Origin of the sequence: Pseudomonas sp. 37 R 15 (assembly GCF_900004865.1) — a bacterium.
Classification (GTDB): domain Bacteria; phylum Pseudomonadota; class Gammaproteobacteria; order Pseudomonadales; family Pseudomonadaceae; genus Aquipseudomonas; species Aquipseudomonas fluorescens_AM.
In genome coordinates this window covers 54,592-79,049 of the sequence record NZ_CVTV01000060.1, presented here as the reverse complement: position 1 = coordinate 79,049, position 24,458 = coordinate 54,592, and the positions used below count along the sequence as shown (strand labels likewise).

The following is a 24,458-nucleotide window of genomic DNA, read 5'->3' as shown; positions in this document are numbered from 1 at the left end:
GGCAACACGGCATCATCGAGACACACAAACACGACGAAACGCGCTGCCGATGGGGCCCACTACCTGCGACCGCCGAAATATCGAACCGCCAAAACCAAAAAAGGCGCCAGACTGTTAAATCTGGCGCCTTTCGAATATGGGGTGGACGAAGGGGATCGAACCCTCGACAACGGGAGTCACAATCCCGTGCTCTACCAACTGAGCTACGCCCACCATATTGCGTTAACAAAGAAACCAAACTACTTCTTTGTTGAACCCTGCCCAGCCTGACAGCCGAGCAACGTTTTATTTGGTGCGGATGAAGAGACTCGAACTCTTACGCCTCGCGGCGCTGGAACCTAAATCCAGTGTGTCTACCAATTCCACCACATCCGCGCTTGAAGCTCTTAAAGCAAAGGCGCCAGACGGTTAATCTGGCGCCTTTCAAAATATGGGGTGGACGAAGGGGATCGAACCCTCGACAACGGGAGTCACAATCCCGTGCTCTACCAACTGAGCTACGCCCACCATATAGCGCTACTTGTGCCAAAGCTGCCTAATGGCGCACCCGGCAGGACTCGAACCTGCGACCATCCGCTTAGAAGGCGGATGCTCTATCCAGCTGAGCTACGGGCGCCTGATTAATCTGTACTCTTGGAGGATTACAAACTAAGTGTTTCCAGCCTTGCAGGACAACAATTCTGCTCGACTTTCTAACCAGTGCTAGGCTGTGCCCGACAAGTGCGACGAATAGTATAGAGAGGCCTGAAACCCGTCAAATCTTTTTTGAAAAAAACTGATTTTATTTAAGGGGTTAGGCCAATTTGCAGACCAAGCGCCTTTGCCCTCGCGCCTTGGCGTGCGAGAATGCGCGCACTTTTCTTCCCCCTCTCGATGGTTAATCACGCGTAATGACTGCACAACTTATCGACGGCAAATCAATCGCCGCCAGCCTGCGCCAGCAGATCGCCAAACGCGTCACCGAGCGTCGCCAGCAAGGCCTGCGCACGCCTGGCCTCGCGGTGATCCTGGTCGGCAGCGATCCTGCCTCTCAGGTTTACGTCTCGCACAAGCGTAAAGACTGTGAAGAGGTGGGCTTTATCTCCAAAGCCTACGACTTGCCTTCGGACACCACTCAACAGGCCCTGACCGACCTGATTGACAACCTCAACGATGACCCGGACATGGATGGCATCCTGCTCCAGTTGCCGCTGCCCGAGCACCTGGACGCCTCCCAACTGCTGGAACGCATCCGCCCGGACAAAGACGTCGATGGTTTCCACCCTTATAACGTTGGCCGACTGGCCCAGCGTATCCCGCTGCTGCGCCCGTGCACACCCAAAGGGATCATGACGTTGCTGGAAAGCACCGGGGTCGATCTGTACGGTCTCGATGCAGTCGTGGTGGGCGCGTCGAATATCGTCGGTCGCCCGATGGCCATGGAACTGTTGCTGGCCGGCTGCACCGTGACCGTCACCCACCGCTTCACCAAGGACCTGGCCGGCCACGTTGGCCGCGCCGACCTGGTCGTGGTCGCCGCCGGCAAGCCGGGCCTGGTCAAAGGTGAATGGATCAAGGAAGGCGCCATCGTCATTGACGTGGGCATCAACCGCCAGGACGACGGCAAGCTGGTGGGTGATGTGGTTTACGACACCGCCCTGCCCCGCGCCGGCTGGATCACGCCGGTTCCAGGCGGTGTAGGCCCGATGACCCGGGCGTGCCTGCTGGAGAACACGCTGTATGCGGCGGAAACGTTGCACAGCTAATAACCAGGCGTACTGAAAAAGCCCTGCCTTATCGCAGGGCTTTTTATTGCCCGAAAAAAAACTGTTTTTTCTTAGTTTTTAAGCACTTTCGTCTGGTTCTGGAAGAACATTCGACAGCTTCTGATCCATACTCCTAAAATGTAACGTCATTTTTCATAAAACCCGTTTCCAAACGGTATTTCCTTACTTTTTAGCGAGTTCATCCGCGTGAAAATTCGTCTTTCTCTTGTCAGCCTGTTTTTCGCTTTCACAGGCACGTTCGCCCACGCCGCCGAATCCACCCTGGCCCCGCGTGACGCCTCCAAACTGCAAATTGCCTCCGGCAGCGCCATGCTGGTGGATTTGCAGACCAACAAAGTTATCTATGCCAGCAACCCCGACGTGGTAGTACCCATCGCGTCCGTGAGCAAGCTGATGACCGGCCTGATCGTGCTGGAAGCCAAGCAGAACATGGATGAATACATCGACATCAACATCACCGACACGCCGGAGATGAAAGGGGTGTTCTCGCGCGTGAAGATCGGCAGCCAGATGCCGCGCAAGGAGATGCTGCTGATCGCACTGATGTCCTCGGAAAACCGCGCCGCCGCGAGCCTGGCCCACCATTATCCGGGCGGCTACGCGGCGTTTATTGCGGCAATGAACGCCAAGGCTAAGGCGCTGGGCATGACCAGCACCCATTACGTGGAGCCTACAGGCCTGTCGATCCATAACGTGTCGACCGCCCGCGACCTGAGCAAGTTGCTGGCCTATGCGCGCAAGTTCCCGATGTTGAGCCAGTTGAGCACCACCAAGGAAAAGACCGTGGCATTCCGCAAGCCCAACTACACCCTGGGTTTCTCCAACACCGATCACCTGATCAATCGTGCCAACTGGGACATCAAGCTGACCAAGACCGGCTTTACCAACCAGGCCGGGCATTGCCTGGTGCTGGTCACGAGCATGGGTAACCGCCCGGTGTCGCTGGTGATCCTGGATGCTTTTGGCAAGTTCACCCATTTTGCCGATGCCAGCCGTATTCGCAGCTGGGTCGAGACCGGCAAGGGCGGCGCGGTGCCGGATGTGGCGTTGCGCTACAAGGCTGACAAGAACCTGAAGAACCGCGCGGGAGTGGCAGAAGTACGTCGCTGACTCACTCACAACGCAAATTAAATGTGGGAGGGGGCTTGCTCCCGATAGCGGTGGGTCAGTTATAGATACTTCTACTGACACACCCTCATCGGGGGCAAGCACCCTCCCACATTTGTTACTTGCGTTCCGCCAGGACCTTGAGCGCCTGGGCCGCCGCCCCTTCCTGCCCGGCCTGAGCCGTGGCATTCGCCGCCTCTCGCCAACGCTGCGCGTCCACATTCGCCGGCAACTGGCTCGGACGCTGGGTCAGGATCGCCCAATGACCCGCGCTCTTCCACGCCGACTCAAAGTCACTGAAACCCATCATCAATCGCCGTTCCATGCCGGAACGCAAGAGCACTGTGCTTTTCTGCTGATTGAACCCCACCACCACGACGTAACGCGGGCCGGACCAGAAACTGGAGTTGATGCGCGCCATCACCGGATAACCGGCCGCCACCTGCGCCAGCACCGCGGTCAGCCTTTCATCCAGCGGATACACCATCAACCCGTACTCACGCGCCAGCTTTTGCATGTTGCGTTCAAGGTCCGCCTCGGCGCCCGGCAGGTGCAGTGGCTTATCGAGCAGCCCCGGTGTCATGACAATGCCTTGTTGCGACAGCATGCTGGCCAGTGCCGCAGGAGCGCTCTGATAAGCCTCGCTGCGAAAGGTGGGGACGCCATTGAGTTCAACCCGCTCCGGCAGGCCGGGAAGTTTCGAAGGCTGGCTGGAACAGGCCATCAGCCCCAGGGCACAGGCCAGCAGGATGGATGTTCTGAGGTTCGACCGTAAGCGCAATGTTTGACTCTCTTGATCAACTGCCGGTGAGGGTCCCGATCATAGGACGCTCTCGGGCAAGGGTATAGCCTCAAGTGTCGATAAAGCGCTCGCCATAGAGCAAACAAGTTGGACGGACACGACCATTGGTCAATAGCAGGCAACCGCCGGGTAGCTAGACTGTCCATTGAGAAGACTGTGTGTACCCCGGACGGGGTGAAGGGAGGCCTGAATGAGCCTTGCAACGACGATTTTCCTGTTGATCTGCGGTTGGCTGGCGGTGGCCGGCGCCATGTTGTGGGGGGTCATGCGCGTGACTCGCCGGCATCATCCCCCCCATGTCAAACCCACTGCGCCCGCCGAGCCGCGCAAGGCGACGGCGCACCATGCCTAGCCGGGCATGCAATTGAAGTCCTGGGTGGCGGCGACTTCCTTGCCGTGCCCATCCTTGAGCGCTGCGCGCACAGTAGTCCCCAGGCTCGACTCCTCCAGGGTGTAATGCTCACCCGCCTTGAAATGCTTGTACTCGACCCGGCCCTGGCAGTCCTGCTGGTTATCGTCGCCGGGCTCTTCCTCGAACAACGTCACGTCCAGGCGATGGTCCCCGGGGCTCACTTCAAAGTAGCGCCCGTCATCCACGCGCTTGCCGTCGAGGCGCTCGGCCAACAGGTCATTCGGTGCTTCTTCTTTCAAGCCGATCCAGGCCTGGTTCGGGTCGGCCTTGGGTATCGGGCCGGCACACGCCGACAACAATACAACAGCCGCAAAAGTGGGAATCAACAACAGTGTTTTCGGTGACATGGCAGGGCTCCAAAGCGCATCAGTAAAAAGCGTGTCCGATGGCTGACAAGCTTGAAGAGCCGCCGTTTGTAGAACAAATGAATACAAATGAAACGATCTTCAGCCGTTACCTAAATCTTCCTTCACCTGGCTGAAAGGTGCGTGTTAGGTGGGTCGGGCAAGACTGCCGGGGTTTGCAATCCTGCTTTTCTCGGAGACTCACGCATGCTCGGGCTGGTAAAGACCGCACTGCACAAGCCGTACACGTTTATCGTGCTGGCCATATTCATCTGCATCATCGGGCCCATGGCGGCCCTGCGTACGCCCACTGACGTGTTCCCCGATATCGGTATCCCGGTGGTCGCCGTGGTCTGGCAATACAACGGCCTGTCGCCGGACGCCATGGCCGGGCGGGTGATCTACACCTACGAACGCTCCCTGAGCACCACCGTCAACGACATCGAACATATCGAATCGCAATCCCTGCCGGGCATGGGCATCGTCAAGATTTTCTTCCAGCCCGGCGTGGATATCCGCACCGCCAACGCCCAGGTCACGGCGGTGTCACAGACGGTGCTCAAGCAGATGCCACCGGGTATCACTCCACCGCTGATCCTCAACTACAGCGCGTCCACGGTGCCGATCCTGCAAATGGCGTTTTCCAGCCCGAGCCTGTCGGAGGCGAAAATCCGCGACCTGGTGCAGAACAATATCCGCCTGCCGCTGAGCGCCCTGCCCGGCCTGGCGATGCCCACGCCGATGGGCGGCAAGCAGCGCCAGATCACCCTGGACCTCGATCCCCAGGCTCTGGCGGCCAAGGGTTTGTCGGCACAGGACGTGGGCAACGCCCTGGCGCTGCAGAATCAGATCATCCCGGTGGGCACCGCCAAGCTCGGCCCCAACGAATACACGATCCTGCTGAACAACAGTCCCAAGGCCATCGATGAACTCAACGACTTGCCGATCAAGAGCGTCGACGGCGCGATCATCACCATCGGCCAAGTGGCCCACGTGCGGGACGGCTCGCCCCCGCAGACCAATATCGTGCGCGTCGACGGCCATCGCGCCGTACTGATGCCGGCCTTGAAGAACGGCAGTATCTCTACGCTCTCGATCATCGACGGCATCCGCCAGATGCTGCCGCGCATCAACGAAACCCTGCCACCCTCGCTGAAGACCTCACTGCTGGGCGACGCCTCGGTGTTCGTCAAGCAGTCGGTGGGCAGCGTGGCCCAGGAAGGCATCATCGCCGCCCTGTTGACCAGTGCGATGATCCTGCTGTTTCTCGGCAGTTGGCGCTCGACCCTGATCATCGCCGCGTCGATCCCCCTGGCGGTGCTGTCGGCCATTGCGCTGCTGGCGGTCAGCGGGCAAACCCTCAATGTGATGACCCTGGGCGGCCTGGCCCTGGCGGTGGGCATTCTGGTGGACGACGCCACGGTGACCATCGAAAACATCAACTGGCACCTGGAACAAGGCAAGGCGGTGAAGACGGCAATTCTCGACGGTGCCGCACAAATCGTCGGCCCGGCGTTCGTCTCGCTGCTGTGCATCTGCATCGTGTTCGTGCCGATGTTCCTGCTGCAAGGCATCGCCGGGTATCTGTTCCGGCCGATGGCGCTGGCGGTGATCTTTGCCATGGCCAGTTCGTTCATTCTCTCGCGCACCCTGGTGCCGACCCTGGCGATGTTTCTGCTCAAGCCCCACGTACCGGAGCAAGGCCCGGGGCATCATCCGGAAGATCCATTCATCAACCATCACGACGGTGAGCAGCACCGCAAGCCGCGCCATGCCGCGCTGCAAGCGGTGCTGAATTTCCAGCAAGGGTTCGAGCGACATTTCTCGAATATCCGCGACACCTACCACGGCCTGCTGATGCTCGCACTCGGCGCGCGCAAGCGCTTTATCCTGGGTTTTCTCGCCTGCGTGCTGGCCTCGTTCGTGTTGCTGCCGAGCCTGGGCCAGGATTTTTTCCCGGCGACCGATGCCGGCGCACTGGCGCTGCATGTGCGCCTGCCGCTGGGGACGCGTATCGAGGAGAGCGCCGCCGCGTTCGACCGCATCGAAGCGCGGATTCGCGAGGTGATCCCGACGCAGGAGCTGGACACGATCGTCGACAACATCGGCATCCCGCTCAGCGGCATCGACATGGCCTACAGCAGCAGCGGCACCATCGGCCCGCAGGACGGCGATATCCAGGTCACGCTGAAAAAGGACCACGCGCCCACCGCCGATTACGTGAAAAAGCTGCGTGAAGCCCTGCCGCACAGCTTCCCCGGCAGCCACTTTGCGTTCCTGCCGGCAGACATCAGCAGCCAGATCCTCAACTTCGGCGCGCCGGCACCGCTGGACGTCAAGATTTCCGGGCGCAACGATGCAGAAAACCGTGCCTATGCCGTGGAACTCGAACGGCGCCTGCAACACGTGCCCGGCATCGCCGACCTGCGTATCCAGCAGTCCACCGGTTACCCGTCGCTGCAGGTGAATGTGGACCGCCTGCGCGCCAATGGCCTGGGTATCACCGAAAAAGACGTGACCAATAGCATGGTCGCCTCCCTCGCCGGCAGCTCCCAGGTGGCGCCCACGTTCTGGCTGAATCCGGCCAATGGCGTGTCCTATTCGATCGTGGCTGCGACGCCGCAATACCGCCTCGACAGCCTGCCGTCGCTGGAGGCCCTGCCGGTGACCGGTGCCGATGGCCAGTCCCAGATCCTCGGCGGCGTGGCGACTATTTCGCGGGTACACAGCCCGGCGGTGGTGACGCACTACAACATCGAACCCACCCTGGACCTGTATGCCAACGTGCAGGGCCGCGACCTCGGTGGCGTCGCCCGTGATGTGCAAAAAGTCCTGGATGACACCGCGTCCATGCGCCCCAAAGGCGCGACGATCAGCCTGCACGGGCAGATCAATGCGCTGCACGAGGCGTTCAGCGGGTTGAGCTTCGGCCTGCTCGGCGCCGTGGTGCTGATCTACCTGCTGATCGTAGTCAACTTCCAATCCTGGGCCGACCCCTTTGTGATCATCACCGCGCTGCCCGCTGCATTGGCGGGGATCGTATGGATGCTGTTCCTCAGCGGCACTTCGTTATCGGTGCCGGCCCTGACCGGCGCGATTCTGTGCATGGGCGTGGCCACCGCCAACTCGATCCTGGTGGTGAGCTTCTGCCGTGAACGCCTGGCCGAACATGGCGATGCCTTGAAAGCTGCGATGGAAGCCGGTTACACGCGCTTTCGCCCGGTGTGCATGACCGCCCTGGCGATGATCATCGGCATGCTGCCCCTGGCGCTGTCCGAGGAACAAAACGCGCCGCTGGGCCGCGCCGTGATCGGTGGGTTGATCTTCGCCACTATCGCCACTTTGTTGTTTGTTCCCGTGGTCTTCAGCCTGGTCCACGGTCGTCACCCTACTCGCGCAATTGCTGGAGAAACGTCCCATGTCGTCTGATCAAAAACCCTCGCGCAAGCGTCTGATGCTCATGGGTGTCGGCGGCCTGACCCTGGCCGCCCTGTTGGTCGCCAACGGCTTGCACGCGCGCACGCTGCATGAGCAATCAGTGACCGCCTGGACTGAAACCGCGGCCATCCCCCAGGTGAGGGTGTTCCAGCCCGAACAGAATGCCAGCGGGGACACCCTGCGCTTGCCGGCGCACCTGGAGGCCTGGAGCAAGGCGCCGATCCATGCCCGGGTCAGCGGCTATTTGAAGGACTGGAAAGTCGATATCGGCAGCCAGGTCAAGGCCGGGCAAATCCTCGCGCAAATCGACAGCCCGGACCTTGACCAGCAACTGGCGCAAACCCACGCCCACCTGGTTCAGGAACAGGCCAACGCGCGCCTGGCCGCCACCACCGCAACGCGTTGGCAAAACCTGCTGGCCAGCCACTCCGTGTCACGCCAGGAGGCCGATGAGAAAACCTCGGATGCCGCCGCCGCCAAAGCCAATGCCCAGGCGGCCGCCGCCGACTACGCGCGGCTGTGCGCACTGGAAAGCTACAAGACCCTGCGCGCGCCCTTCGCCGGCACGATCACCGCGCGCAACACCGACATCGGCCAGTTGATCAAGGCCGACACCGACAGCGATCCGGAACTGTTCAGCCTTGCCGACACCCACCAACTGCGCCTGTACGTGCCGGTGCCACAGAACTACGCGGCGGTAATCCGCCCAGGTCTGGAAGCCGAGCTGACGGTGCCCGAACATCCGGGCGAACACTTCAAGGCGCGTCTGATCGGCAACTCCACGGCCATCGACCGACGCTCCGGCACCCTGCTCGCGCAGTTCGTCGCCGACAATCCGAACGGTGAACTGCTGCCCGGCGACTACGCCGAAGCGACCTTGCCGATTCCGGCGGACACCCATGGCGTGAGCATCCCGGCCAGCGCGTTGATCTTCCGTGCCCAGGGCACCCAGGTCGCGCTGCTGGACCGGCAGAACCATGTGCACCTGCAAGCTATTCATATCGGCCTGGACCTGGGCGAACGCCTGGTGATCGACCACGGACTGAAACCTGCCGACCGCATCATCGACAACCCGCCCGATGCCCTGCGCGAAGGCGACGCGGTACAACTGGCCGATGCCACCGGGGGTGTCCATGCGCCCAAGGCTTAACCCGCTTGCGGCAGTGATGCTGCTGGCCTTGCAAGGCTGCTCCATGGCGCCCACCTACCAGGTGCCGTCGGTTGACCTGCCGGCGGGCTATCGCGAACAGACCAGCGACGGCCCGTGGCACAGCGCGCAGCCGTCCGACCTATTGGCGCCTCAGTGGTGGAAGCTGTACAACGACCCAACGCTCGATGAGCTGCAACAGCAACTGCTCACGGCCAACCCGGACCTGGCCGCAGCGCTGGCGCATTTCGATGCGTCCCAGGCATACGCCAGTCAACTGCATGCGGGGCTGTTCCCACAGCTCACCGCCAGCGCCCAGCCGCTGCGCCAGCGCCAATCGGATTCGAGGCCGTTGCGCGGCACCACGCAACCGTCGGTGTACAACAGCGACACCGCCGGATTCTCGTTGAGTTACGAGCTGGACCTGTGGGGCAAGATCCGCAACCAGGTCGCGGCCGGCGACGCCCAGGCCCAAGCATCCGGGGATGATTTGGCCGTGGCGTGCCTGAGCCTGCAACGCCAGTTGGCAACGCTGTATGTGCAACTCAATGGACTGGATGCGCAGAGCCGCATTCTCACCCACTCGCTGGAGGATTTCAGCCAGGCGCTGCAACTCACCCGTAGCCGTTATGAGGGGCAGATCGCATCGGAACTGGACCTCACCCGCGCGCAAAATCAACTGGCCGAGGCCAGGGCGCAGCTGGATGACGTGCGCGGGCAACGTAACCTGACCGAGCATGCCATCGGCGAATTGGTCGGCGTCGCGGCCAGCCACTTTTCATTGCCACCCAGCCCGCAGTTAATGGCCTTGCCAGGGATTCCAGCGCAACTGCCGAGCCACCTGCTGCAACGTCGCCCGGATATTGCTGCGGCGGAACGACGAGTGTTTGCAGCCAATGCAACCATCGGCGTGGCCAAGGCGGCGTGGTATCCGGACTTCAGTTTGACCGGGTTGATTGGCGGCCAGACGCAGGGCGTGGGCAATCTGCTTTCAGCGGGCAATCGCTATTGGGCGCTGGGGCCGTTGATGAACCTGCCCATCCTTGATGGTGGACGCTTGAGTGCCAACGAACGCCAGGCCAGGGCCGAATTTGAGGAAGCGTCAGCGCAGTACCGCAGCCAGGTCTTGAAAGCCGTGCGCGAGGTGGAAGATAACCTCGCACAACTGCGCGACCTGCAGCAGCAGGCCCAGGATGAACAGGCGGCGGCGGATGCGGCGCAGCACACCCAGGCGCTGGCGATGAACAGCTATCAGGCCGGAGCCGTGAGTTACCTGGATGTGGTCACCGCGCAGACGGCGGCCTTGCAGGCGCAGCGAACCTTGCAGGCGGTGCAGACGCGGCAGTTGCAGGCGAGCGTGGGATTGGTGACGGCGTTGGGGGGTGGGTGGCAAGCTGGAAGCGAGGGGCAGACGCACTGACGGCGGCGCCTGTTACGGCCTCATCGGGAGCAAGCCCCCTCCCACACTGGTTCCGCGCCAGACACACAATGTATGAACACTGCAGGCCCCCTGTGGGAGGGGGCTTGCTCCCGATAGCGCCCTTCCAGACACATATTGCCAAAAGCCTGCACATCACAGTCAGCCCACCCCTTCTAGCCTCTCAGAGTCCACTTAGCAGAGAGGCCAGGGAATGCCTGATCTACCCGCTTCACATCGCCTGCGCATCGGCCGATTCAGCGAACCGAATCGGATCTACTTGATCACCACCAATACCCATGAACGCATTCGCCTGTTCAGTGACTTTCATCTGGGGCGCCTGGTGGTCCGGCAATTTCGGACCGCTCAGCACCAAGGGCTGGCGAACTCCCTGGCATGGGTGATCATGCCCGACCATTTCCACTGGATCATCGAGTTGAAAAAAGGCTCACTGGCAGACCTGATGTGCCAGGTAAAATCCAGAAGCACACGAACCGTCAACGGCGCCACCGGACGCAAGGGCCGGCTATGGCAGGAAAGCTTCCACGACCGCGCGCTGCGCAAAGAAGATGACCTGGTGAAAATGGCCCGCTATGTGGTGGCCAATCCATTGCGCGCAGGGTTGGTCGAGCGGATTGGCGACTATCCGCTGTGGGATGCCATCTGGGTCTAAGCTCAAATACGATTCAAATGTGGGAGGGGGCTTGCCCCCTCCCACATTTTTTACCACATTTCAGGCGGCGAGCTTGCCGCTGGCGATGGCTGCCGAAGCCGCCACCATGGCACGCAACAACACCGCACACCCCGCCGCCAGGTCATCCGGCGCTGCATTCTCGATTTCGTTATGGCTGATGCCACCCTCGCACGGCACAAAAATCATTCCCGCAGGGCCCAGCTCGGCGACGAAAATCGCGTCGTGCCCGGCCCCGCTGACAATGTCCATGTGCGACAACCCCAGGCCATTGGCCGCGTTGCGCACGGCGTCCACGCAGCTTTGGTCGAAGTACAGCGGCGGAAAGTCGGCGGTGGGTTGCAGTTCAAAGCTCAAGCCATGTTTGTCGCAGGTTGCATCGATCACCTTGCGCACCTGGGCAATCATCGAATCCAGGCGTGCCGGCTCCAAGTGACGAAAATCCAGAGTCATGCGCACCTCGCCGGGAATCACATTGCGCGAACCGGGATACGCCTGCAGGCAACCCACGGTCCCGCAGGCATGCGGCTGGTGCTCCAATGCTGCGGCGTTGACGGCGGCCACCACCGCTGCCGCGCCTACCAGAGCATCCTTGCGCAGGTGCATCGGCGTCGGTCCCGCGTGTGCTTCAACGCCCCGCAACTTCAGGTCGAACCACTTCTGCCCGAGGGCTCCGAGTACCACGCCGATGGTTTTTTTCTCATCCTCAAGAATCGGCCCTTGTTCGATATGCGCCTCGAAATAAGCACCAACTGTGTGCCCGCTCTCAGCACGCGTCCCCGCATAGCCGATGGCGTTCAGCGCTTCGCCAACCGAGACGCCATCCACATCCACCTTGGCCAGGGTATCGGCCAGGCTGAACTTCTCGGCGAACACCCCGGAGCCCATCATGCACGGTGGAAAGCGCGAGCCTTCTTCGTTGGTCCACACCACCACCTCCAGCGGCGCTTCGGTTTCGAGCTTGAGGTCGTTGAGGGTACGCAGCACTTCCACACCGGCCAACACACCGAAGCAACCGTCAAACTTGCCGCCGGTGGGCTGGGTGTCGATATGGCTGCCGGTCATCACCGGCGGCAGGTCGGGGTTGCGCCCCGGGCGCCGGGCGAAAATATTGCCGATGCCGTCGACGGTCACGGTACAGCCGGCCTCCTCGCACCACTGCACGAACAGGTCGCGGGCCTTGCGGTCGAGGTCAGTGAGGGCCAGGCGGCACACCCCGCCCTTGGGGGTGGCGCCGAGCTTGGCCAGGTCCATCAGCGACTGCCACAAACGGTCGCGGTTGATGTGCTGATGGGTCGATTGCAGAACGTCGAGGGCAGCGTTCATGGGGGGATCTCCTCAGGCTACAGGTTCTTATGAATTGAAACGATTCCAACAGTCAAAAAAGTGGCCAGATGTGGGAGGGAGCTTGCCCCCTCCCACAGTGTTGACCGTGTTCACAAAGATGATTTGGCTGCGACCGGGGTGATCGCGCGCCTGGCGTTCAACGCGTAATACAACACCCCGCCCAACGCCGAACCGGTAAACCAGCCATAGCTGTAGAACCAGCTGAATGCATCACTGCCCAGGGACAGCAATGTCAGCACCACCGGCACACCGAACGCGATAAACCCGCTCCAGTTCCAGGCCGGATACACGTCATCACGGTAGAGTCCGGCCAGGTCAAGCTGCTGTCTGCGGGTGATGAAGTAGTCCACCACCATGATCCCGGCGATCGGCCCCAGCAGGCTGGAGTAACCGAGCAACCAGTTGGAATACACCGTCTCCAGGCTGACATCGGAAACGATCAGTCCGAGTTTTTTCAGTAGCTCATGGGCCATCAGCACCAACCCCACCAGACCGGTCAGAATCACCGCCGTGGTGCGGTTGATCAGCTTGGGCGCGATGTTCTGAAAGTCGTTGGTTGGCGAAACGATGTTCGCCGCCGTGTTGGTCGACAAGGTGGCGATGATGATCAGCGCCATGGCGATGGCGACCCACACCGGGCTCTGGATATGCCCGATCAGGGTGACCGGGTCGGACACGCTGACCCCCACCAGCTTTACCGAGGCAGCGGTCATGATCACGCCCAGGGCGGCGAACAGGAACATGGTCAGCGGCAGGCCGAAAATCTGCCCGAGGATCTGATCCTTCTGACTTTTGGCGTAGCGGCTGAAGTCAGGGATATTCAGCGACAAAGTGGCCCAGAAACCCACCATTGCGGTGAGACCTGCCATGAAGTAACCGGTGAGGCTCGCACCTTCGGGACGCTTGGGCGGGATCGCCATCAGTTCGCTGATCGATACATTCGGCATCGCCCACACCAGCAAGCCAATACCCACGGCGACCAGCAACGGCGCCGACAGGGTTTCCAGGCGCTTGATCGACTCGGCGCCACGCAACACCACCCACAAATTCAGGCACCAGAACATCATGAAACCGATCACCTCGCCGGTGCCGCCGAGGGACTTCCAGCCCTCGAAAATCGAGCCGAGAAATAGATGGATCGCCAGCCCGCCGAACATCGTCTGGATGCCAAACCAGCCGCACGCCACCAGCGCGCGGATCAGGCACGGCACATTGGAACCCAGGATGCCGAACGATGAGCGCAACAGTACCGGAAAGGGAATGCCGTACTTCGTTCCAGGAAATGCGTTAAGCGTCAGGGGGATGAGAACCACCATATTGGCCAGCAAAATCGCCATCAGCGCTTCGCCCACCGACAACCCGAAGTACGCAGTGAGCACGCCGCCCAGGGTGTAGGTGGGCACACAGATCGACATACCGACCCACAGCGCCGTGATATGCCACGTGTTCCAGGTGCGTTCGTGCACCTTGGTCGGTGCCATGTCGTGGTTGTAGCGAGGGCTGTCGAGGACGTCGGGGCCAGCGTCGAGTTCGTACAGGCCGTTGCGTTCAATGACTTGCGATCTGTTCTGTTGCATGGCCGCTCCACGGTTTTTTTAAAATTATTGTTGCTCACCTGCACGGTTGAGGCAGGTGGCCGGAGTACCTCGTAGACAACATGACATCTCAGGCCCGGCCAGCCGTCACTGCACTCAATTACCGTGCCGACAACCGCGTCGCAACCCACACTGCCTATATAACTGGCTGATGTTTATCAGCTTTATCCAATTGCCCGAGGGTGTCTTAACAACGTGCCGTGCGACTCAGGCGCGCTAGCACCAAAGTTATCCGAACCTTCAGGACTCAATCTGGTGCACCACAATTATTTTTATTTCCCGGCCTCGTCAAGCGCCGTCTCTCAAGCGGCTGATTTGCAATAAGAAATGTTGCTCAAATGAGCAACCTGTCAAGTGCGTCAAAAGGGTATGCCGCTGCTTCATTTTGGTGAATTAATATTTTTATCCTTATAAATCATTAGGTTAAGACAACAAAAAGGCTAATAAAAATATTCTTGCCCAATCGAAAAACTCGGGCTAGTTTCTATTCCTGTCACCGATGACAGGAATTAACCCGCCATCGGCGAGCGGTATTACAACACTTAGAACTGGCACAAGCCGGTCAAGCCTGTGAGGAATTCGACATGTCGCTGTTGATCCGTGGCGCCACCGTTATTACCCATGATGAAAGTTACCGCGCCGATGTATTTTGCGCAGGCGGTCTGATACGTGCGATCGGCACGGACCTGGATATTCCCGCCGGCACTGAAACACTCGATGGCAGCGGTCGATACTTGATGCCCGGCGGCATCGATCCCCATACCCATATGCAACTGCCGTTCATGGGCACGGTGGCCAGTGAAGACTTTTTCAGTGGTACGGCGGCGGGCCTGGCGGGCGGTACCACCTCGATCATCGACTTCGTGATACCCAACCCGCAGCAGTCCTTGATGGAGGCGTTCCACCAATGGCGCGGCTGGGCCGGGAAGTCGGCGTCCGACTACGGCTTTCATGTGGCGATCACCTGGTGGAGCGAGCAGGTACGCGAGGAAATGGCCGAACTGGTCAGCCACCACGGCATCAACAGCTTCAAGCATTTCATGGCCTACAAGAACGCGATCATGGCCGCGGATGACACCCTGGTGGCCAGTTTCGAGCGCTGCCTCGAATTGGGCGCGGTACCCACGGTCCATGCGGAAAATGGCGAGCTGGTCTACCACCTGCAACGCAAATTGATGGCCCAGGGCATCACCGGGCCGGAAGCGCATCCGCTGTCGCGCCCTTCCCAAGTGGAAGGCGAAGCGGCCAGCCGGGCGATCCGCATCGCTGAGACCCTCGGCACGCCGTTGTACCTGGTGCACGTCTCCACCCAGGAAGCACTGGACGAAATCACCTATGCCCGGGGCAAGGGCCAGGCGGTCTACGGCGAAGTGCTCGCCGGCCATTTGTTGCTGGACGACAGCGTCTATCAACACCCGGACTGGCAGACTGCCGCGGGCTACGTGATGAGCCCGCCGTTCCGTCCGCGCGGGCATCAGGAGGCACTCTGGCGCGGTTTGCAATCGGGCAACCTGCACACCACCGCCACCGACCACTGCTGCTTCTGCGCCGAGCAGAAGGCTGTCGGGCGTGACGACTTCAGCAAGATCCCCAACGGCACCGCCGGCATCGAAGACCGCATGGCGCTGCTGTGGCACGAAGGCGTCAACACCGGGCGCCTGTCGATGCAGGAATTCGTTGCGCTGACCTCCACCAACACCGCGAAGATCTTCAACCTCTACCCGCGTAAAGGCGCGATTCGCGTGGGCGCCGATGCCGACCTGGTGCTGTGGGACCCGCAGGGTACGCGCACCATTTCCGCCAAGACCCATCATCAGCAAGTCGACTTCAACATCTTCGAAGGCAAGACCGTGCGCGGCGTGCCGAGCCACACCATCAGCCAGGGCAAGCTGGTCTGGGCCGATGGCGACCTGCGCGCCGAGCGGGGTGCCGGGCGGTATGTGGAACGGCCGGCGTACCCGTCGGTGTTTGAACAGTTGAGCAAGCGGGCGGAGCATTCCAGGCCTGTGGCTGTGAAACGCTGACACCGCTATCGGGGGCAAGCCCCCTCCCACACTTGGAATGCATTTCAATGTGGGAGGGGCGGTGCGACGATTCGACTTGCCCCCGATGAGGCCAGTGAAGGCGACAAAAATGCCCACTTAGAGGCAACCCAAAAAAACCGTGAGGCCACTACCGTGATCCAGACCCTGACCCACCTCCCCCACCCCCGCGAAGACGGGGCCACCCTCGCCAACCATTTCAGCGATCTGGCGCCGCCCCTCAACGCCCGGCAGGCCCAACTGGAAGCCTCGCGCTGTCTGTATTGCTACGACGCGCCCTGCGTGAACGCGTGCCCCAGCGACATTGATATCCCATCGTTCATCCGCCATATCCACACCGAGAACGTGCAAGGCGCCGCGCAGAAAATCCTCTCGGCCAACATCCTTGGCGGCAGTTGCGCGCGCGTCTGCCCCACGGAGATCCTCTGCCAGCAAGCCTGCGTGCGCAATAACGCCGAAGAATGCGCCCCGGTGCTGATCGGCCTGCTGCAACGCTACGCGGTAGACAACGCCCATTTCAGCGAACACCCTTTCCAACGCGCCGCGCCCACCGGTAAACGCATCGCCGTAGTCGGCGCAGGGCCCGCCGGTCTGGCCTGCGCCCACCGCGCCGCCTTGCATGGCCATGACGTGGTGATCTTCGAAGCCCGGGAAAAAGCCGGCGGCCTGAATGAGTACGGAATCGCCAAGTACAAGCTGGTGGACGACTTCGCTCAGAAGGAATTGGATTTTCTCCTGCAAATCGGCGGCATCGAGCTCCGTCACGGCCAGCGCCTGGGTGACAACCTCACCCTGAGCGAGCTGCACACGCAATTCGATTCGGTGTTCCTCGGCCTCGGCCTGGCGGCCAGCAAACTCCTCGGCCTGCCCCACGAGGACGCCCCCGGCCTGCTCGCCGCCACCGACTACATCCGCGAACTGCGCCAAGCCGATGACCTCACCCAATTGCCGTTGGCCGACCGCTGCATCGTGCTCGGCGCCGGCAACACCGCCATCGACATGGCCGTGCAAATGGCGCGCCTCGGTGCCCGCGACGTCAACCTCGTGTACCGCCGTGGTGTGGCCGACATGGGCGCGACCCAGCATGAACAGGACATAGCCAAGGCCAATCAGGTACGCCTGTTGACCTGGGCCCAGCCCGAAGAAGTCTTGCTTGACGACAAGGGCTGTGTACGCGGCATGCGCTTTGCCCGCACACACCTGGAAAACGGTCGCCTGCAGCCCACCGGCGAAACCTTCGAGCTGGCCGCCGACGCCATCTTCAAGGCCATCGGCCAGGGTTTTGACAATGCAGCGCTGCACGACCCACTGGCCCAGCAGTTGCACCGCGTGGGCGAACGCATCTTTGTCGACGAACACCTGCGCACCAGCATTCCCGGGGTCTATGCCGGCGGTGATTGCGTCAGCCTCGGCCAGGACCTCACCGTGCAGGCGGTGCAACACGGCAAGCTGGCCGCCGAGGCCATGCATGCCCAACTCATGCTCAATGTGGAGGCCGCGTAATGGCCGATCTGTCGATTGTGTTCGCCGGTATCAAAGCCCCCAACCCGTTCTGGCTGGCCTCCGCTCCCCCCACCGACAAAGCCTACAACGTGGTGCGCGCGTTCGAGGCCGGCTGGGGCGGCGTGGTGTGGAAAACCCTGGGTGAAGACCCGGCGGCAGTCAATGTGTCGTCGCGCTACTCGGCCCACTTCGGGGCGAATCGCGAAGTGCTGGGTATCAACAATATCGAGCTGATCACCGACCGCTCCCTTGAGATCAACCTGCGCGAAATCACCCAGGTGAAAAAGGACTGGCCGGACCGCGCACTGATCGTGTCGCTGATGGTGCCTTGTGTCGAGGAGTCCTGGAAAAACATCCTGCCGCTGGTAGAAGCCACCGGCTGCGACGGCATCGAGCTGAATTTCGGCTGCCCCCATGGCATGCCCGAACGCGGCATGGGCGCGGCGGTCGGCCAGGTGCCGGAGTATGTGGAACAGGTGACGCGCTGGTGCAAGACCTATTGCTCACTGCCGGTGATCGTCAAGCTCACGCCCAACATCACCGACATCCGCGTGGCCGCGCGCGCGGCGTATCGTGGCGGCGCCGATGCAGTGTCGCTGATCAACACCCTCAACTCCATCACCAGCGTCGACCTGGAACGCATGGTCGCCCTGCCCGTGGTCGGCACACAAAGTACCCATGGCGGCTACTGCGGCTCGGCGGTCAAACCGATTGCCTTGAACATGGTCGCCGAAATCGCCCGTGACCCGCAGACCCAGGGCCTGCCGATCTGCGGTATCGGCGGCATCGGCAACTGGCGTGACGCCGCCGAATTCGTCGCCTTGGGCTGCGGCGCGGTGCAGGTGTGCACGGCGGCGATGCTGCATGGGTTTCGCATCGTTGAAGAAATGAAGGATGGCTTGTCGCGGTGGATGGACAGTCAGGGTTACGCCAGCTTGCAGGCGTTTTCCGGGCGCGCGGTGGGCAACACCACCGATTGGAAATACCTGGATATCAACTACCAGGTGATTGCGAAGATTGACCAGCACGCCTGCATTGGCTGCGGGCGTTGCCACATCGCCTGCGAGGACACCTCGCACCAGGCCATCGCCAGTTTGAAACAGGCCGATGGCACGCATAAATATGAGGTGATCGATGACGAGTGTGTGGGCTGCAATCTGTGCCAGATCACCTGCCCGGTGGCCGACTGCATCGAGATGGTGCCGATCGACACGGGCAAGCCGTTTTTGAACTGGACCCAGGACCCGCGCAATCCTTATCGGGAGGCGGTGTAGGCCTTCGGACCGCTATCGGGGGCAAGCCCCCTCCCACATTTTGATTTGGAATACATTCAAGTGTGGGAGGGGGCTTGCCCCCGATAAGGCCCTCAGCCTCCCTCCAAGACTCAAGGCTCTAACCCGATCCCGCGCAATATCACCCCGGTCACCGTCTGAATCGCCCGCTCAAACTGCATATCCGACAACGGCTGGTGATCATTCAAGATATTCACCTGGTGATCGAAGTCCGCATAGTGCTGGGTCGACGCCCAGATCATATACAGCAGGCTCGACGGCTCCAGCGGCAGGATGCGTTTGTCCTGCACCCACTGGCGAATTTTCGCTTCCTTCATCTTGGCCCAGTCGTACAGGCTTTCATCCAGCGCCTCACCGAGGGTCGGCGCGCCGTGGATGATTTCGTTGGCCCAGACTTTCGAGCCATACGGCCGTGTGCGCGAGCGCTGCATCTTGGCGCGAATGTAACTGCTGAGCACCACGCGCGGGTCATCGAAGGTTTCGAAACTCAGGGCGTCCTGTTTCCACACCTCCAGCAGGTCGAACAGCACCGCGCTGTACAGCTCGCTCTTGGTGGTGAAGTAGTAATGCAGATTCGAGCGCGGCAGTTGCGCCTCTTTGGCGATGTCGGCCATGGCGGTGCTGCCATAGCCTTTTTCAGCGAAGACCTTCTCCGCCGCCAGCAGGATTTTCTCGACGTTGATCCGTCGGATGCCGATCTTGTGATTGCCCATAAGGGCTCCCTGACAACAACACGACCTAGAGACTACCATCGGCTCTAGATCGGGGCGACACGCCGAACCGAAACTTCGTACACTGGCGCCTTCTATCCTCTGATTGGTATTGAACAATGTTGATCAAGAATTCCCTGACAACCCTCGCCCTGCTCGCCTCACTGCTGGGCGCGTCCGCGGCATTTGCCCATGCGCACCTTGAAAGCGCCACGCCAGCCAAAGACAGCAGTGTGGCTGCGCCAAAAGATCTGCGCCTGACGTTCAGCGAAGGCGTCGAAGCAACCTTCACCAAGGTGTCCCTGAGCAAGGACGGCACGGAAATCGCGATCAAGGGCCTGGAAACCCCGGACACCGACAAGAAAACCCTGGTGGTCACCCCTGCCGCACCGCTGGCGGCCGGCACCTACAAAGTCGAATGGCACGCGGTGTCCGTCGATACCCACAAAAGCGAAGGCGAGTACAGCTTCAAGGTTGGCCAATAAGCCATGGCAACCCTGCTGGTGCTGTGCCGCTTCCTGCATTTCATCGTCGTGCTGCTGATGTTCGGGACCTGCGTGTTCAGGCCCCTGCTGCTCGGCGCGGCCGTGCTCCCGGCACTTGACCGGCAATTGTTGCGCATCACCCGTGGCCTGGCCTGGGTGGGGCTAGGTTCCGGGATCGCGTGGCTGTTGTTGATCACCGCCAGCATGGCCGGCGGTTGGGACGCGGCGCTGCAACCGGCGACCGTCCAGCGGGTGTTGGGCAAGACCTTCTTCGGCCAGGTGTGGACCTGGCACCTGCTGCTGAATTTGCTGCTGGTGATCGCGCTGATCAAGCCCTGGCCGGCGCTGCGCCTGCCGCTGACAGTGCTGATGCTGGTGACCCTGGCACCAGTGGGCCATGGCGCCATGCTCAATGGGCTGAGTGGGCAATTATTGATCCTTAATCAGGTGGTGCATCTAGTGTGCGTAGGCGCCTGGCTGGGTGGTTTGCTGTTGTTGGTGCTGACCCTCGGGCGTACGCAGGACTACCGGCTGGAGCCTGTGCTGCGACGCTTCAGCAGCGTCGGTTATGGCTTGGTCGCCGGCTTGCTGGTAACCGGCTTGATCAACGTGCGCGTGCTCACCGGGCAGTTGTGGCCCACGCCGTTGTTCAGTGGTTTTGCCCTGATCCTGTTGATCAAGGTGATGCTGGTGCTGGGCATGTTGGCGCTGGCGCTGCTGAATCGGCTGCGCCTCGAGAGCTGCGAACAGCGGCTGGGCAGCTTGAAGGCCAGCGTGATGGTGGAATGGCTGCTGGGAGTCTGCGCAGTAGCCGCCGTTTCACTTCTTGGCACCCTGCCTCCGATGGTCCTGGCGGGATAAAAAAACCAAGTCGAACTCGGTCAACGGTGGGAGGGGGCTTGCCCCCGATGGCGTCGTATCAGTTGACATTAATGTGACTGACACACTGCTATCGGGGGCAAGCCCCCTCCCACCGTTGACCCTGCCCACTTTTATTCAGGCACGGCACGTCATCGTATAACTTCTGCTTGACACACCCCGAAAACCCCGCAAATATCGCGTCCAATGTTGTACGACAACGTATAACAAATAATAAAAACAACAAAAGAAAGGGAGCCTCACTGTGAGTCAATTCGCCCGCAATTCCTCCTGTCGCCTCGGTCTCGCCAGCCTCGCGTTCACCCTGCCCCTCACCGCCCACGCCGAAGGGTTTGTCGAAGACGCCAAAGCCACGCTCAACCTGCGCAATGCCTACTTCAACCGCAACTTCACCAACCCCACCAATCCGCAGGGCAAGGCCGAAGAATGGACGCAGAACTTCATTCTGGATGCCAAGTCCGGCTACACCCGTGGCACCCTGGGTTTGGGCATTGACGTGCTGGGCCTGTACTCGCAAAAGCTCGATGGCGGCAAAGGCACCGCCGGCACCCAACTGCTGCCGGTGCACGATGATGGTCGCCCGGCCGATAACTTCGGACGCCTGGGCGTGGCGCTGAAAACCAAGTTATCGAAGACTGAACTGAAGGTCGGCGAATGGATGCCGGTGCTGCCGATCCTGCGCTCCGATGACGGCCGCTCCCTGCCCCAGACCTTCCGCGGCGGCCAGGTGACGTCCAACGAGATTGCCGGCCTGACCCTCTACGGTGGCCAGTTCCGCGGCAACAGCCCGCGCAACGACGCGAGCATGGAAGACATGTTCATGAACGGCAGAGCCGCGTTCACGTCCGACCGCTTCAACTTCGGCGGCGGCGAATACACGTTCAACGACAAGCGCACCCAGGTCGGCCTGTGGTACGCCGAACTGACCGATATCTACCAGCAACAGTACCTCAACCTCACCCACAGCCAGCCGGTGGGCGACTGGACCCTGGGCGCCAACCTCGGTTTCTTCAATGGCAAGGAAGATGGCAGCGCGCTGGCCGGCGACCTCGATAACAAGACCGCCTTCGCCCTGCTTTCGGCCAGATACGGCGGCAGCACCTTCTATGTCGGCCTGCAAAAACTCACCGGCGACAGTGCGTGGATGCGCATCAACGGCACCAGCGGCGGCACCCTGGCCAACGACAGCTACAACGCCAGTTATGACAACGCCAGGGAGAAATCCTGGCAACTGCGCCACGACTTCAACTTTGTGGTGCTCGGCATTCCCGGACTGACCATGATGAACCGCTACATCAGCGGCAGTAACGTACACACCGGGGCGATCACCGACGGCAAGGAATGGGGCCGCGAGTCCGAGTTGGCCTATACCGTGCAGAGCGGTGCATTGAAGAATCTGAACGTGCGCTGGAGGAACTCGACCATGCGTCGGGATTTCAGCAACAACGAATTCGATGAGAACCGGATCTTTGTGAGCTATCCGATATCACTGCTGTAAGGCAGCAGGCCGTCTGTCAGCCACCGCAAAAAACTGTGCTGTAGGAGCGAGCTTGCTCGCTCCTACAAAAGCCAGCGGTGGCTCAGTGAAAGATGTATTGGCAGACAGTCCCTCATCGGGGGCAAGTCGAATCGTCGCACCCCCCCTCCCACATTTGCTCTCACTGGCTGGAAGGGCGTTGACAACACGGGGAATCCCTAACACTATTTCGGCATAGTCATACGACAACCTACAACAAAAATTGGAATGCCCATGACCACCACCAGCCCTGCTCCCTTCAACCGCATCCTGCTCACTGGCGCCGCCGGTGGCCTGGGTAAAGTCTTGCGCGAACGCATGCGCCCCTACGCCAACGTGCTGCGCCTGTCAGACATCGCCGACATGGCCCCCGCCGCCGCCCATGAAGAAGTACAACCCTGCGATCTTTCCGACAAACAAGCGGTGCACCATCTGGTGGAAGGCGTCGACGCGATCCTGCATTTTGGCGGCGTGTCGGTGGAGCGTCCCTTTGAAGAGGTGCTCGGCGCCAATATCAGTGGCGTCTTCCACATCTACGAAGCCGCGCGGCGTCATGGGGTCAAGCGTGTGATCTTCGCCAGCTCCAACCATGTGATCGGCTTCTACAAGCAGGGCGAACAACTCGATGCCCATTCACCGCGCCGCCCGGACAGTTACTACGGCCTGTCCAAGTCCTACGGCGAAGACATGGCGAGTTTCTACTTTGATCGCTACGGCATCCAGACCGTGAGCATTCGTATCGGCTCGTCGTTCCCGCAGCCGCAGAACCGCCGGATGATGCACACCTGGTTGAGCTTCGACGACCTGACCCAACTGCTCGAACGCGCGCTGTACACGCCAAATGTCGGGCACACCGTGGTCTACGGCATGTCGGACAACCTCGACACCTGGTGGGACAACCGCTACGCCGCGCACCTGGGCTTCGCCCCCAAGGACAGCTCCGAAGTGTTCCGCGCCCAGGTCGAGGCCCAGCCGCCGGTGGCTGACAATGACCCGGCCAGAATCTATCAGGGCGGCGCGTTCTGCGCGGCAGGCCCGTTTGGTGACTGAGTTCACGGCAACCCAAGGGAATGAGTGGCTATGAGTGCAGAATTGATTGTCGACGCCCGCAACGCCGTGGGCGAATGCCCGGTGTGGGTACCCGAGGAAAATGCTCTGTACTGGGTGGATATCCCCAACGGTCGGCTGCAGCGCTGGAACGCCGCCACGGGCCAGGTTGCAACGTGGCAAGCCCCGCAGATGCTCGCCTGTATTGCCCGTACTGATTCAGGCAACTGGGTCGCCGGCATGGAGTGCGGATTTTTCCAGCTGACCCCGCACAGCGATGGCAGCCTCGACACCCTATGCCTGGCCGAGGTCGAGCACCCACGCGCGGGCATGCGCCTCAACGACGGCCGCTGTGATCGCCAGGGTCGCTTCTGGGCCGGCAGCATGGTGATGGACATGGGGTTGAACGCCGCCGAGGGCACCCTTTATCGCTACGCCTCAGGCAACGCGCCCCATGCACAATTGGGCGGCTTCATCACCCTCAACGGCCTGGCCTTCAGCCCCGATGGTCGCACGATGTACGCCTCGGACTCACACCCCCTGGTGCAGCAGATCTGGGCCTTCGACTACGACATTGACACCGGCACGCCGTCCAACCGCCGCGTATTTGTCGACATGCATCGACACCTCGGTCGGCCCGACGGTGCAGCGGTGGACGCGGACGGCTGCTACTGGATTTGCGCCAACGATGCCGGTTTGGTGCACCGCTTCACCCCGGACGGTCGCCTCGACCAGTCGCATCACGTACCGGTAAAAAAACCCACCATGTGCGCCTTCGGCGGCAGTCGCCTGGACACCCTGTACGTCACCTCGATCCGTGACGACCCGAGTGAGCAGTCACTGTCCGGCGGCGTGTTCGCCCTCAACCCCGGCGTCCAGGGACTGCCCGAACCGCGCTTTATCCTCTAGCTGCATCGC

20 protein-coding genes and 4 tRNA genes are annotated in these 24,458 nt (G+C 61.2%); 15 read left to right on the top strand and 9 right to left on the bottom strand.

Annotated elements, in window-relative coordinates; genetic code table 11:
* Positions 1 to 137: 137 nt before the first annotated feature.
* The 4 genes from BFQ04_RS24730 to BFQ04_RS24715 form a co-directional block, all read right to left on the bottom strand.
* A tRNA-His gene (locus BFQ04_RS24730) sits at positions 138 to 213 on the bottom strand.
* A gap of 77 nt (positions 214 to 290) precedes the next feature.
* Positions 291 to 375 (bottom strand) — tRNA-Leu (locus BFQ04_RS24725).
* A gap of 56 nt (positions 376 to 431) precedes the next feature.
* A tRNA-His gene (locus BFQ04_RS24720) sits at positions 432 to 507 on the bottom strand.
* A 32-nt stretch (positions 508 to 539) separates the two neighbouring features.
* Positions 540 to 616: transfer RNA gene (locus BFQ04_RS24715), tRNA-Arg, on the bottom strand.
* 274 nt (positions 617 to 890) lie between these two features.
* Between BFQ04_RS24715 and folD the strand changes: the two genes are divergently transcribed.
* The gene (gene folD / locus BFQ04_RS24710; protein WP_065953047.1) at positions 891 to 1,745 is read left to right on the top strand and encodes a bifunctional methylenetetrahydrofolate dehydrogenase/methenyltetrahydrofolate cyclohydrolase FolD; all 855 of its coding nucleotides are present in this window, start codon (positions 891 to 893) and stop codon (positions 1,743 to 1,745) included.
* 207 nt (positions 1,746 to 1,952) lie between these two features.
* Entirely contained in the window at positions 1,953 to 2,876 is a 924-nt protein-coding gene (gene pbpG / locus BFQ04_RS24705; RefSeq protein WP_065953046.1) for a D-alanyl-D-alanine endopeptidase, read from the top strand.
* Between the two features lie 115 nt (positions 2,877 to 2,991).
* Here the strand turns inward: pbpG and BFQ04_RS24700 are convergent, their stop codons facing one another.
* Positions 2,992 to 3,654, bottom strand: a complete 663-nt coding sequence (locus tag BFQ04_RS24700; RefSeq protein ID WP_065953045.1) for a peptidase C39 family protein — start codon at positions 3,652 to 3,654, stop codon at positions 2,992 to 2,994.
* Positions 3,655 to 3,865: 211 nt separating this feature from the next.
* On the opposite strand from BFQ04_RS24700, the gene BFQ04_RS29795 reads away from it, so the two are divergent.
* On the top strand, positions 3,866 to 4,027 hold the full coding sequence (locus BFQ04_RS29795; protein ID WP_175413318.1) for a hypothetical protein: 162 nt from the start codon (positions 3,866 to 3,868) through the stop codon (positions 4,025 to 4,027).
* Here the strand turns inward: BFQ04_RS29795 and BFQ04_RS24695 are convergent.
* Positions 4,024 to 4,434 carry a PA0061/PA0062 family lipoprotein gene (locus tag BFQ04_RS24695; RefSeq protein ID WP_065953044.1) on the bottom strand — a complete coding sequence of 137 codons (411 nt, stop codon included), beginning with the start codon at positions 4,432 to 4,434 and terminating at the stop codon, positions 4,024 to 4,026. The genes BFQ04_RS29795 and BFQ04_RS24695 overlap by 4 nt on opposite strands.
* A gap of 204 nt (positions 4,435 to 4,638) precedes the next feature.
* On the opposite strand from BFQ04_RS24695, the gene BFQ04_RS24690 reads away from it, so the two are divergent.
* The 4 genes from BFQ04_RS24690 to BFQ04_RS24675 all read left to right on the top strand — a co-directional run bounded on the left by BFQ04_RS24690 (position 4,639) and on the right by BFQ04_RS24675 (position 11,106).
* Entirely contained in the window at positions 4,639 to 7,860 is a 3,222-nt protein-coding gene (locus tag BFQ04_RS24690) for an efflux RND transporter permease subunit (protein WP_065953043.1), read from the top strand.
* Entirely contained in the window at positions 7,850 to 9,019 is a 1,170-nt protein-coding gene (locus BFQ04_RS24685) for an efflux RND transporter periplasmic adaptor subunit (RefSeq protein WP_065953042.1), read from the top strand. Before BFQ04_RS24690 ends, BFQ04_RS24685 begins: the two co-directional genes overlap by 11 nt.
* A complete protein-coding gene (locus BFQ04_RS24680; RefSeq protein WP_065953209.1) occupies positions 9,003 to 10,436 on the top strand; it encodes an efflux transporter outer membrane subunit in 1,434 nt (477 codons plus the stop codon). Before BFQ04_RS24685 ends, BFQ04_RS24680 begins: the two co-directional genes overlap by 17 nt.
* A gap of 211 nt (positions 10,437 to 10,647) precedes the next feature.
* Positions 10,648 to 11,106: an REP-associated tyrosine transposase gene (locus BFQ04_RS24675; protein ID WP_065953041.1), complete on the top strand. Its 459-nt coding sequence runs from the start codon at positions 10,648 to 10,650 to the stop codon at positions 11,104 to 11,106.
* Positions 11,107 to 11,166: 60 nt separating this feature from the next.
* Here the strand turns inward: BFQ04_RS24675 and BFQ04_RS24670 are convergent, their stop codons facing one another.
* Positions 11,167 to 12,450 (bottom strand): Zn-dependent hydrolase, encoded by a 1,284-nt coding sequence (locus BFQ04_RS24670; protein WP_065953040.1) that lies wholly within the window; start codon positions 12,448 to 12,450, stop codon positions 11,167 to 11,169.
* Between the two features lie 110 nt (positions 12,451 to 12,560).
* A complete protein-coding gene (locus tag BFQ04_RS24665; RefSeq protein ID WP_065953039.1) occupies positions 12,561 to 14,048 on the bottom strand; it encodes an NCS1 family nucleobase:cation symporter-1 in 1,488 nt (495 codons plus the stop codon).
* A gap of 602 nt (positions 14,049 to 14,650) precedes the next feature.
* On the opposite strand from BFQ04_RS24665, the gene hydA reads away from it, so the two are divergent.
* The 3 genes from hydA (at position 14,651) to preA (ending at position 18,885) form a co-directional block, all read left to right on the top strand.
* Positions 14,651 to 16,090 (top strand): dihydropyrimidinase, encoded by a 1,440-nt coding sequence (gene hydA / locus BFQ04_RS24660; protein ID WP_065953038.1) that lies wholly within the window; start codon positions 14,651 to 14,653, stop codon positions 16,088 to 16,090.
* Between the two features lie 153 nt (positions 16,091 to 16,243).
* Complete coding sequence (locus BFQ04_RS24655; RefSeq protein WP_065953037.1) at positions 16,244 to 17,611, top strand: NAD(P)-dependent oxidoreductase; 1,368 nt, start codon at positions 16,244 to 16,246, stop codon at positions 17,609 to 17,611.
* On the top strand, positions 17,611 to 18,885 hold the full coding sequence (gene preA / locus BFQ04_RS24650) for an NAD-dependent dihydropyrimidine dehydrogenase subunit PreA (protein ID WP_065953036.1): 1,275 nt from the start codon (positions 17,611 to 17,613) through the stop codon (positions 18,883 to 18,885). Before BFQ04_RS24655 ends, preA begins: the two co-directional genes overlap by 1 nt.
* Positions 18,886 to 18,995: 110 nt before the next feature.
* Here the strand turns inward: preA and BFQ04_RS24645 are convergent, their stop codons facing one another.
* The gene (locus BFQ04_RS24645) at positions 18,996 to 19,616 is read right to left on the bottom strand and encodes a TetR/AcrR family transcriptional regulator (protein ID WP_065953035.1); all 621 of its coding nucleotides are present in this window, start codon (positions 19,614 to 19,616) and stop codon (positions 18,996 to 18,998) included.
* A gap of 116 nt (positions 19,617 to 19,732) precedes the next feature.
* Here BFQ04_RS24645 and copC point away from each other — a divergent pair, with 116 nt between their 5' ends.
* The 5 genes from copC to BFQ04_RS24620 all read left to right on the top strand — a co-directional run bounded on the left by copC (position 19,733) and on the right by BFQ04_RS24620 (position 24,449).
* Positions 19,733 to 20,098: a copper homeostasis periplasmic binding protein CopC gene (gene copC, locus BFQ04_RS24640; RefSeq protein WP_065953034.1), complete on the top strand. Its 366-nt coding sequence runs from the start codon at positions 19,733 to 19,735 to the stop codon at positions 20,096 to 20,098.
* A 3-nt stretch (positions 20,099 to 20,101) separates the two neighbouring features.
* Entirely contained in the window at positions 20,102 to 20,959 is an 858-nt protein-coding gene (gene copD / locus BFQ04_RS24635) for a copper homeostasis membrane protein CopD (protein ID WP_065953033.1), read from the top strand.
* Between the two features lie 262 nt (positions 20,960 to 21,221).
* Positions 21,222 to 22,475, top strand: coding sequence for an OprD family porin (locus BFQ04_RS24630; protein ID WP_065953032.1), 1,254 nt, complete (start codon positions 21,222 to 21,224; stop codon positions 22,473 to 22,475).
* 252 nt (positions 22,476 to 22,727) lie between these two features.
* The gene (locus BFQ04_RS24625; protein WP_065953031.1) at positions 22,728 to 23,543 is read left to right on the top strand and encodes an NAD-dependent epimerase/dehydratase family protein; all 816 of its coding nucleotides are present in this window, start codon (positions 22,728 to 22,730) and stop codon (positions 23,541 to 23,543) included.
* 30 nt (positions 23,544 to 23,573) lie between these two features.
* A complete protein-coding gene (locus tag BFQ04_RS24620) occupies positions 23,574 to 24,449 on the top strand; it encodes an SMP-30/gluconolactonase/LRE family protein (RefSeq protein ID WP_065953030.1) in 876 nt (291 codons plus the stop codon).
* Positions 24,450 to 24,458: the final 9 nt, after the last annotated feature.

What these genes read in the sequence shown, in the direction of transcription:
- folD (WP_065953047.1), top strand. Translation starts at nt 891, where the DNA reads ATGACTGCACAACTTATCGACGGCAAATCAATCGCCGCCAGCCTGCGC.
- BFQ04_RS29795 (WP_175413318.1), top strand. Translation starts at nt 3,866, where the DNA reads ATGAGCCTTGCAACGACGATTTTCCTGTTGATCTGCGGTTGGCTGGCG.
- BFQ04_RS24695 (WP_065953044.1), bottom strand. Translation starts at nt 4,434, where the DNA reads ATGTCACCGAAAACACTGTTGTTGATTCCCACTTTTGCGGCTGTTGTA.
- BFQ04_RS24690 (WP_065953043.1), top strand. Translation starts at nt 4,639, where the DNA reads ATGCTCGGGCTGGTAAAGACCGCACTGCACAAGCCGTACACGTTTATC.
- BFQ04_RS24685 (WP_065953042.1), top strand. Translation starts at nt 7,850, where the DNA reads ATGTCGTCTGATCAAAAACCCTCGCGCAAGCGTCTGATGCTCATGGGT.
- BFQ04_RS24680 (WP_065953209.1), top strand. Translation starts at nt 9,003, where the DNA reads ATGCGCCCAAGGCTTAACCCGCTTGCGGCAGTGATGCTGCTGGCCTTG.
- BFQ04_RS24675 (WP_065953041.1), top strand. Translation starts at nt 10,648, where the DNA reads ATGCCTGATCTACCCGCTTCACATCGCCTGCGCATCGGCCGATTCAGC.
- BFQ04_RS24670 (WP_065953040.1), bottom strand. Translation starts at nt 12,450, where the DNA reads ATGAACGCTGCCCTCGACGTTCTGCAATCGACCCATCAGCACATCAAC.
- BFQ04_RS24665 (WP_065953039.1), bottom strand. Translation starts at nt 14,048, where the DNA reads ATGCAACAGAACAGATCGCAAGTCATTGAACGCAACGGCCTGTACGAA.
- hydA (WP_065953038.1), top strand. Translation starts at nt 14,651, where the DNA reads ATGTCGCTGTTGATCCGTGGCGCCACCGTTATTACCCATGATGAAAGT.
- preA (WP_065953036.1), top strand. Translation starts at nt 17,611, where the DNA reads ATGGCCGATCTGTCGATTGTGTTCGCCGGTATCAAAGCCCCCAACCCG.
- BFQ04_RS24645 (WP_065953035.1), bottom strand. Translation starts at nt 19,616, where the DNA reads ATGGGCAATCACAAGATCGGCATCCGACGGATCAACGTCGAGAAAATC.
- copC (WP_065953034.1), top strand. Translation starts at nt 19,733, where the DNA reads ATGTTGATCAAGAATTCCCTGACAACCCTCGCCCTGCTCGCCTCACTG.
- copD (WP_065953033.1), top strand. Translation starts at nt 20,102, where the DNA reads ATGGCAACCCTGCTGGTGCTGTGCCGCTTCCTGCATTTCATCGTCGTG.
- BFQ04_RS24625 (WP_065953031.1), top strand. Translation starts at nt 22,728, where the DNA reads ATGACCACCACCAGCCCTGCTCCCTTCAACCGCATCCTGCTCACTGGC.
- BFQ04_RS24620 (WP_065953030.1), top strand. Translation starts at nt 23,574, where the DNA reads ATGAGTGCAGAATTGATTGTCGACGCCCGCAACGCCGTGGGCGAATGC.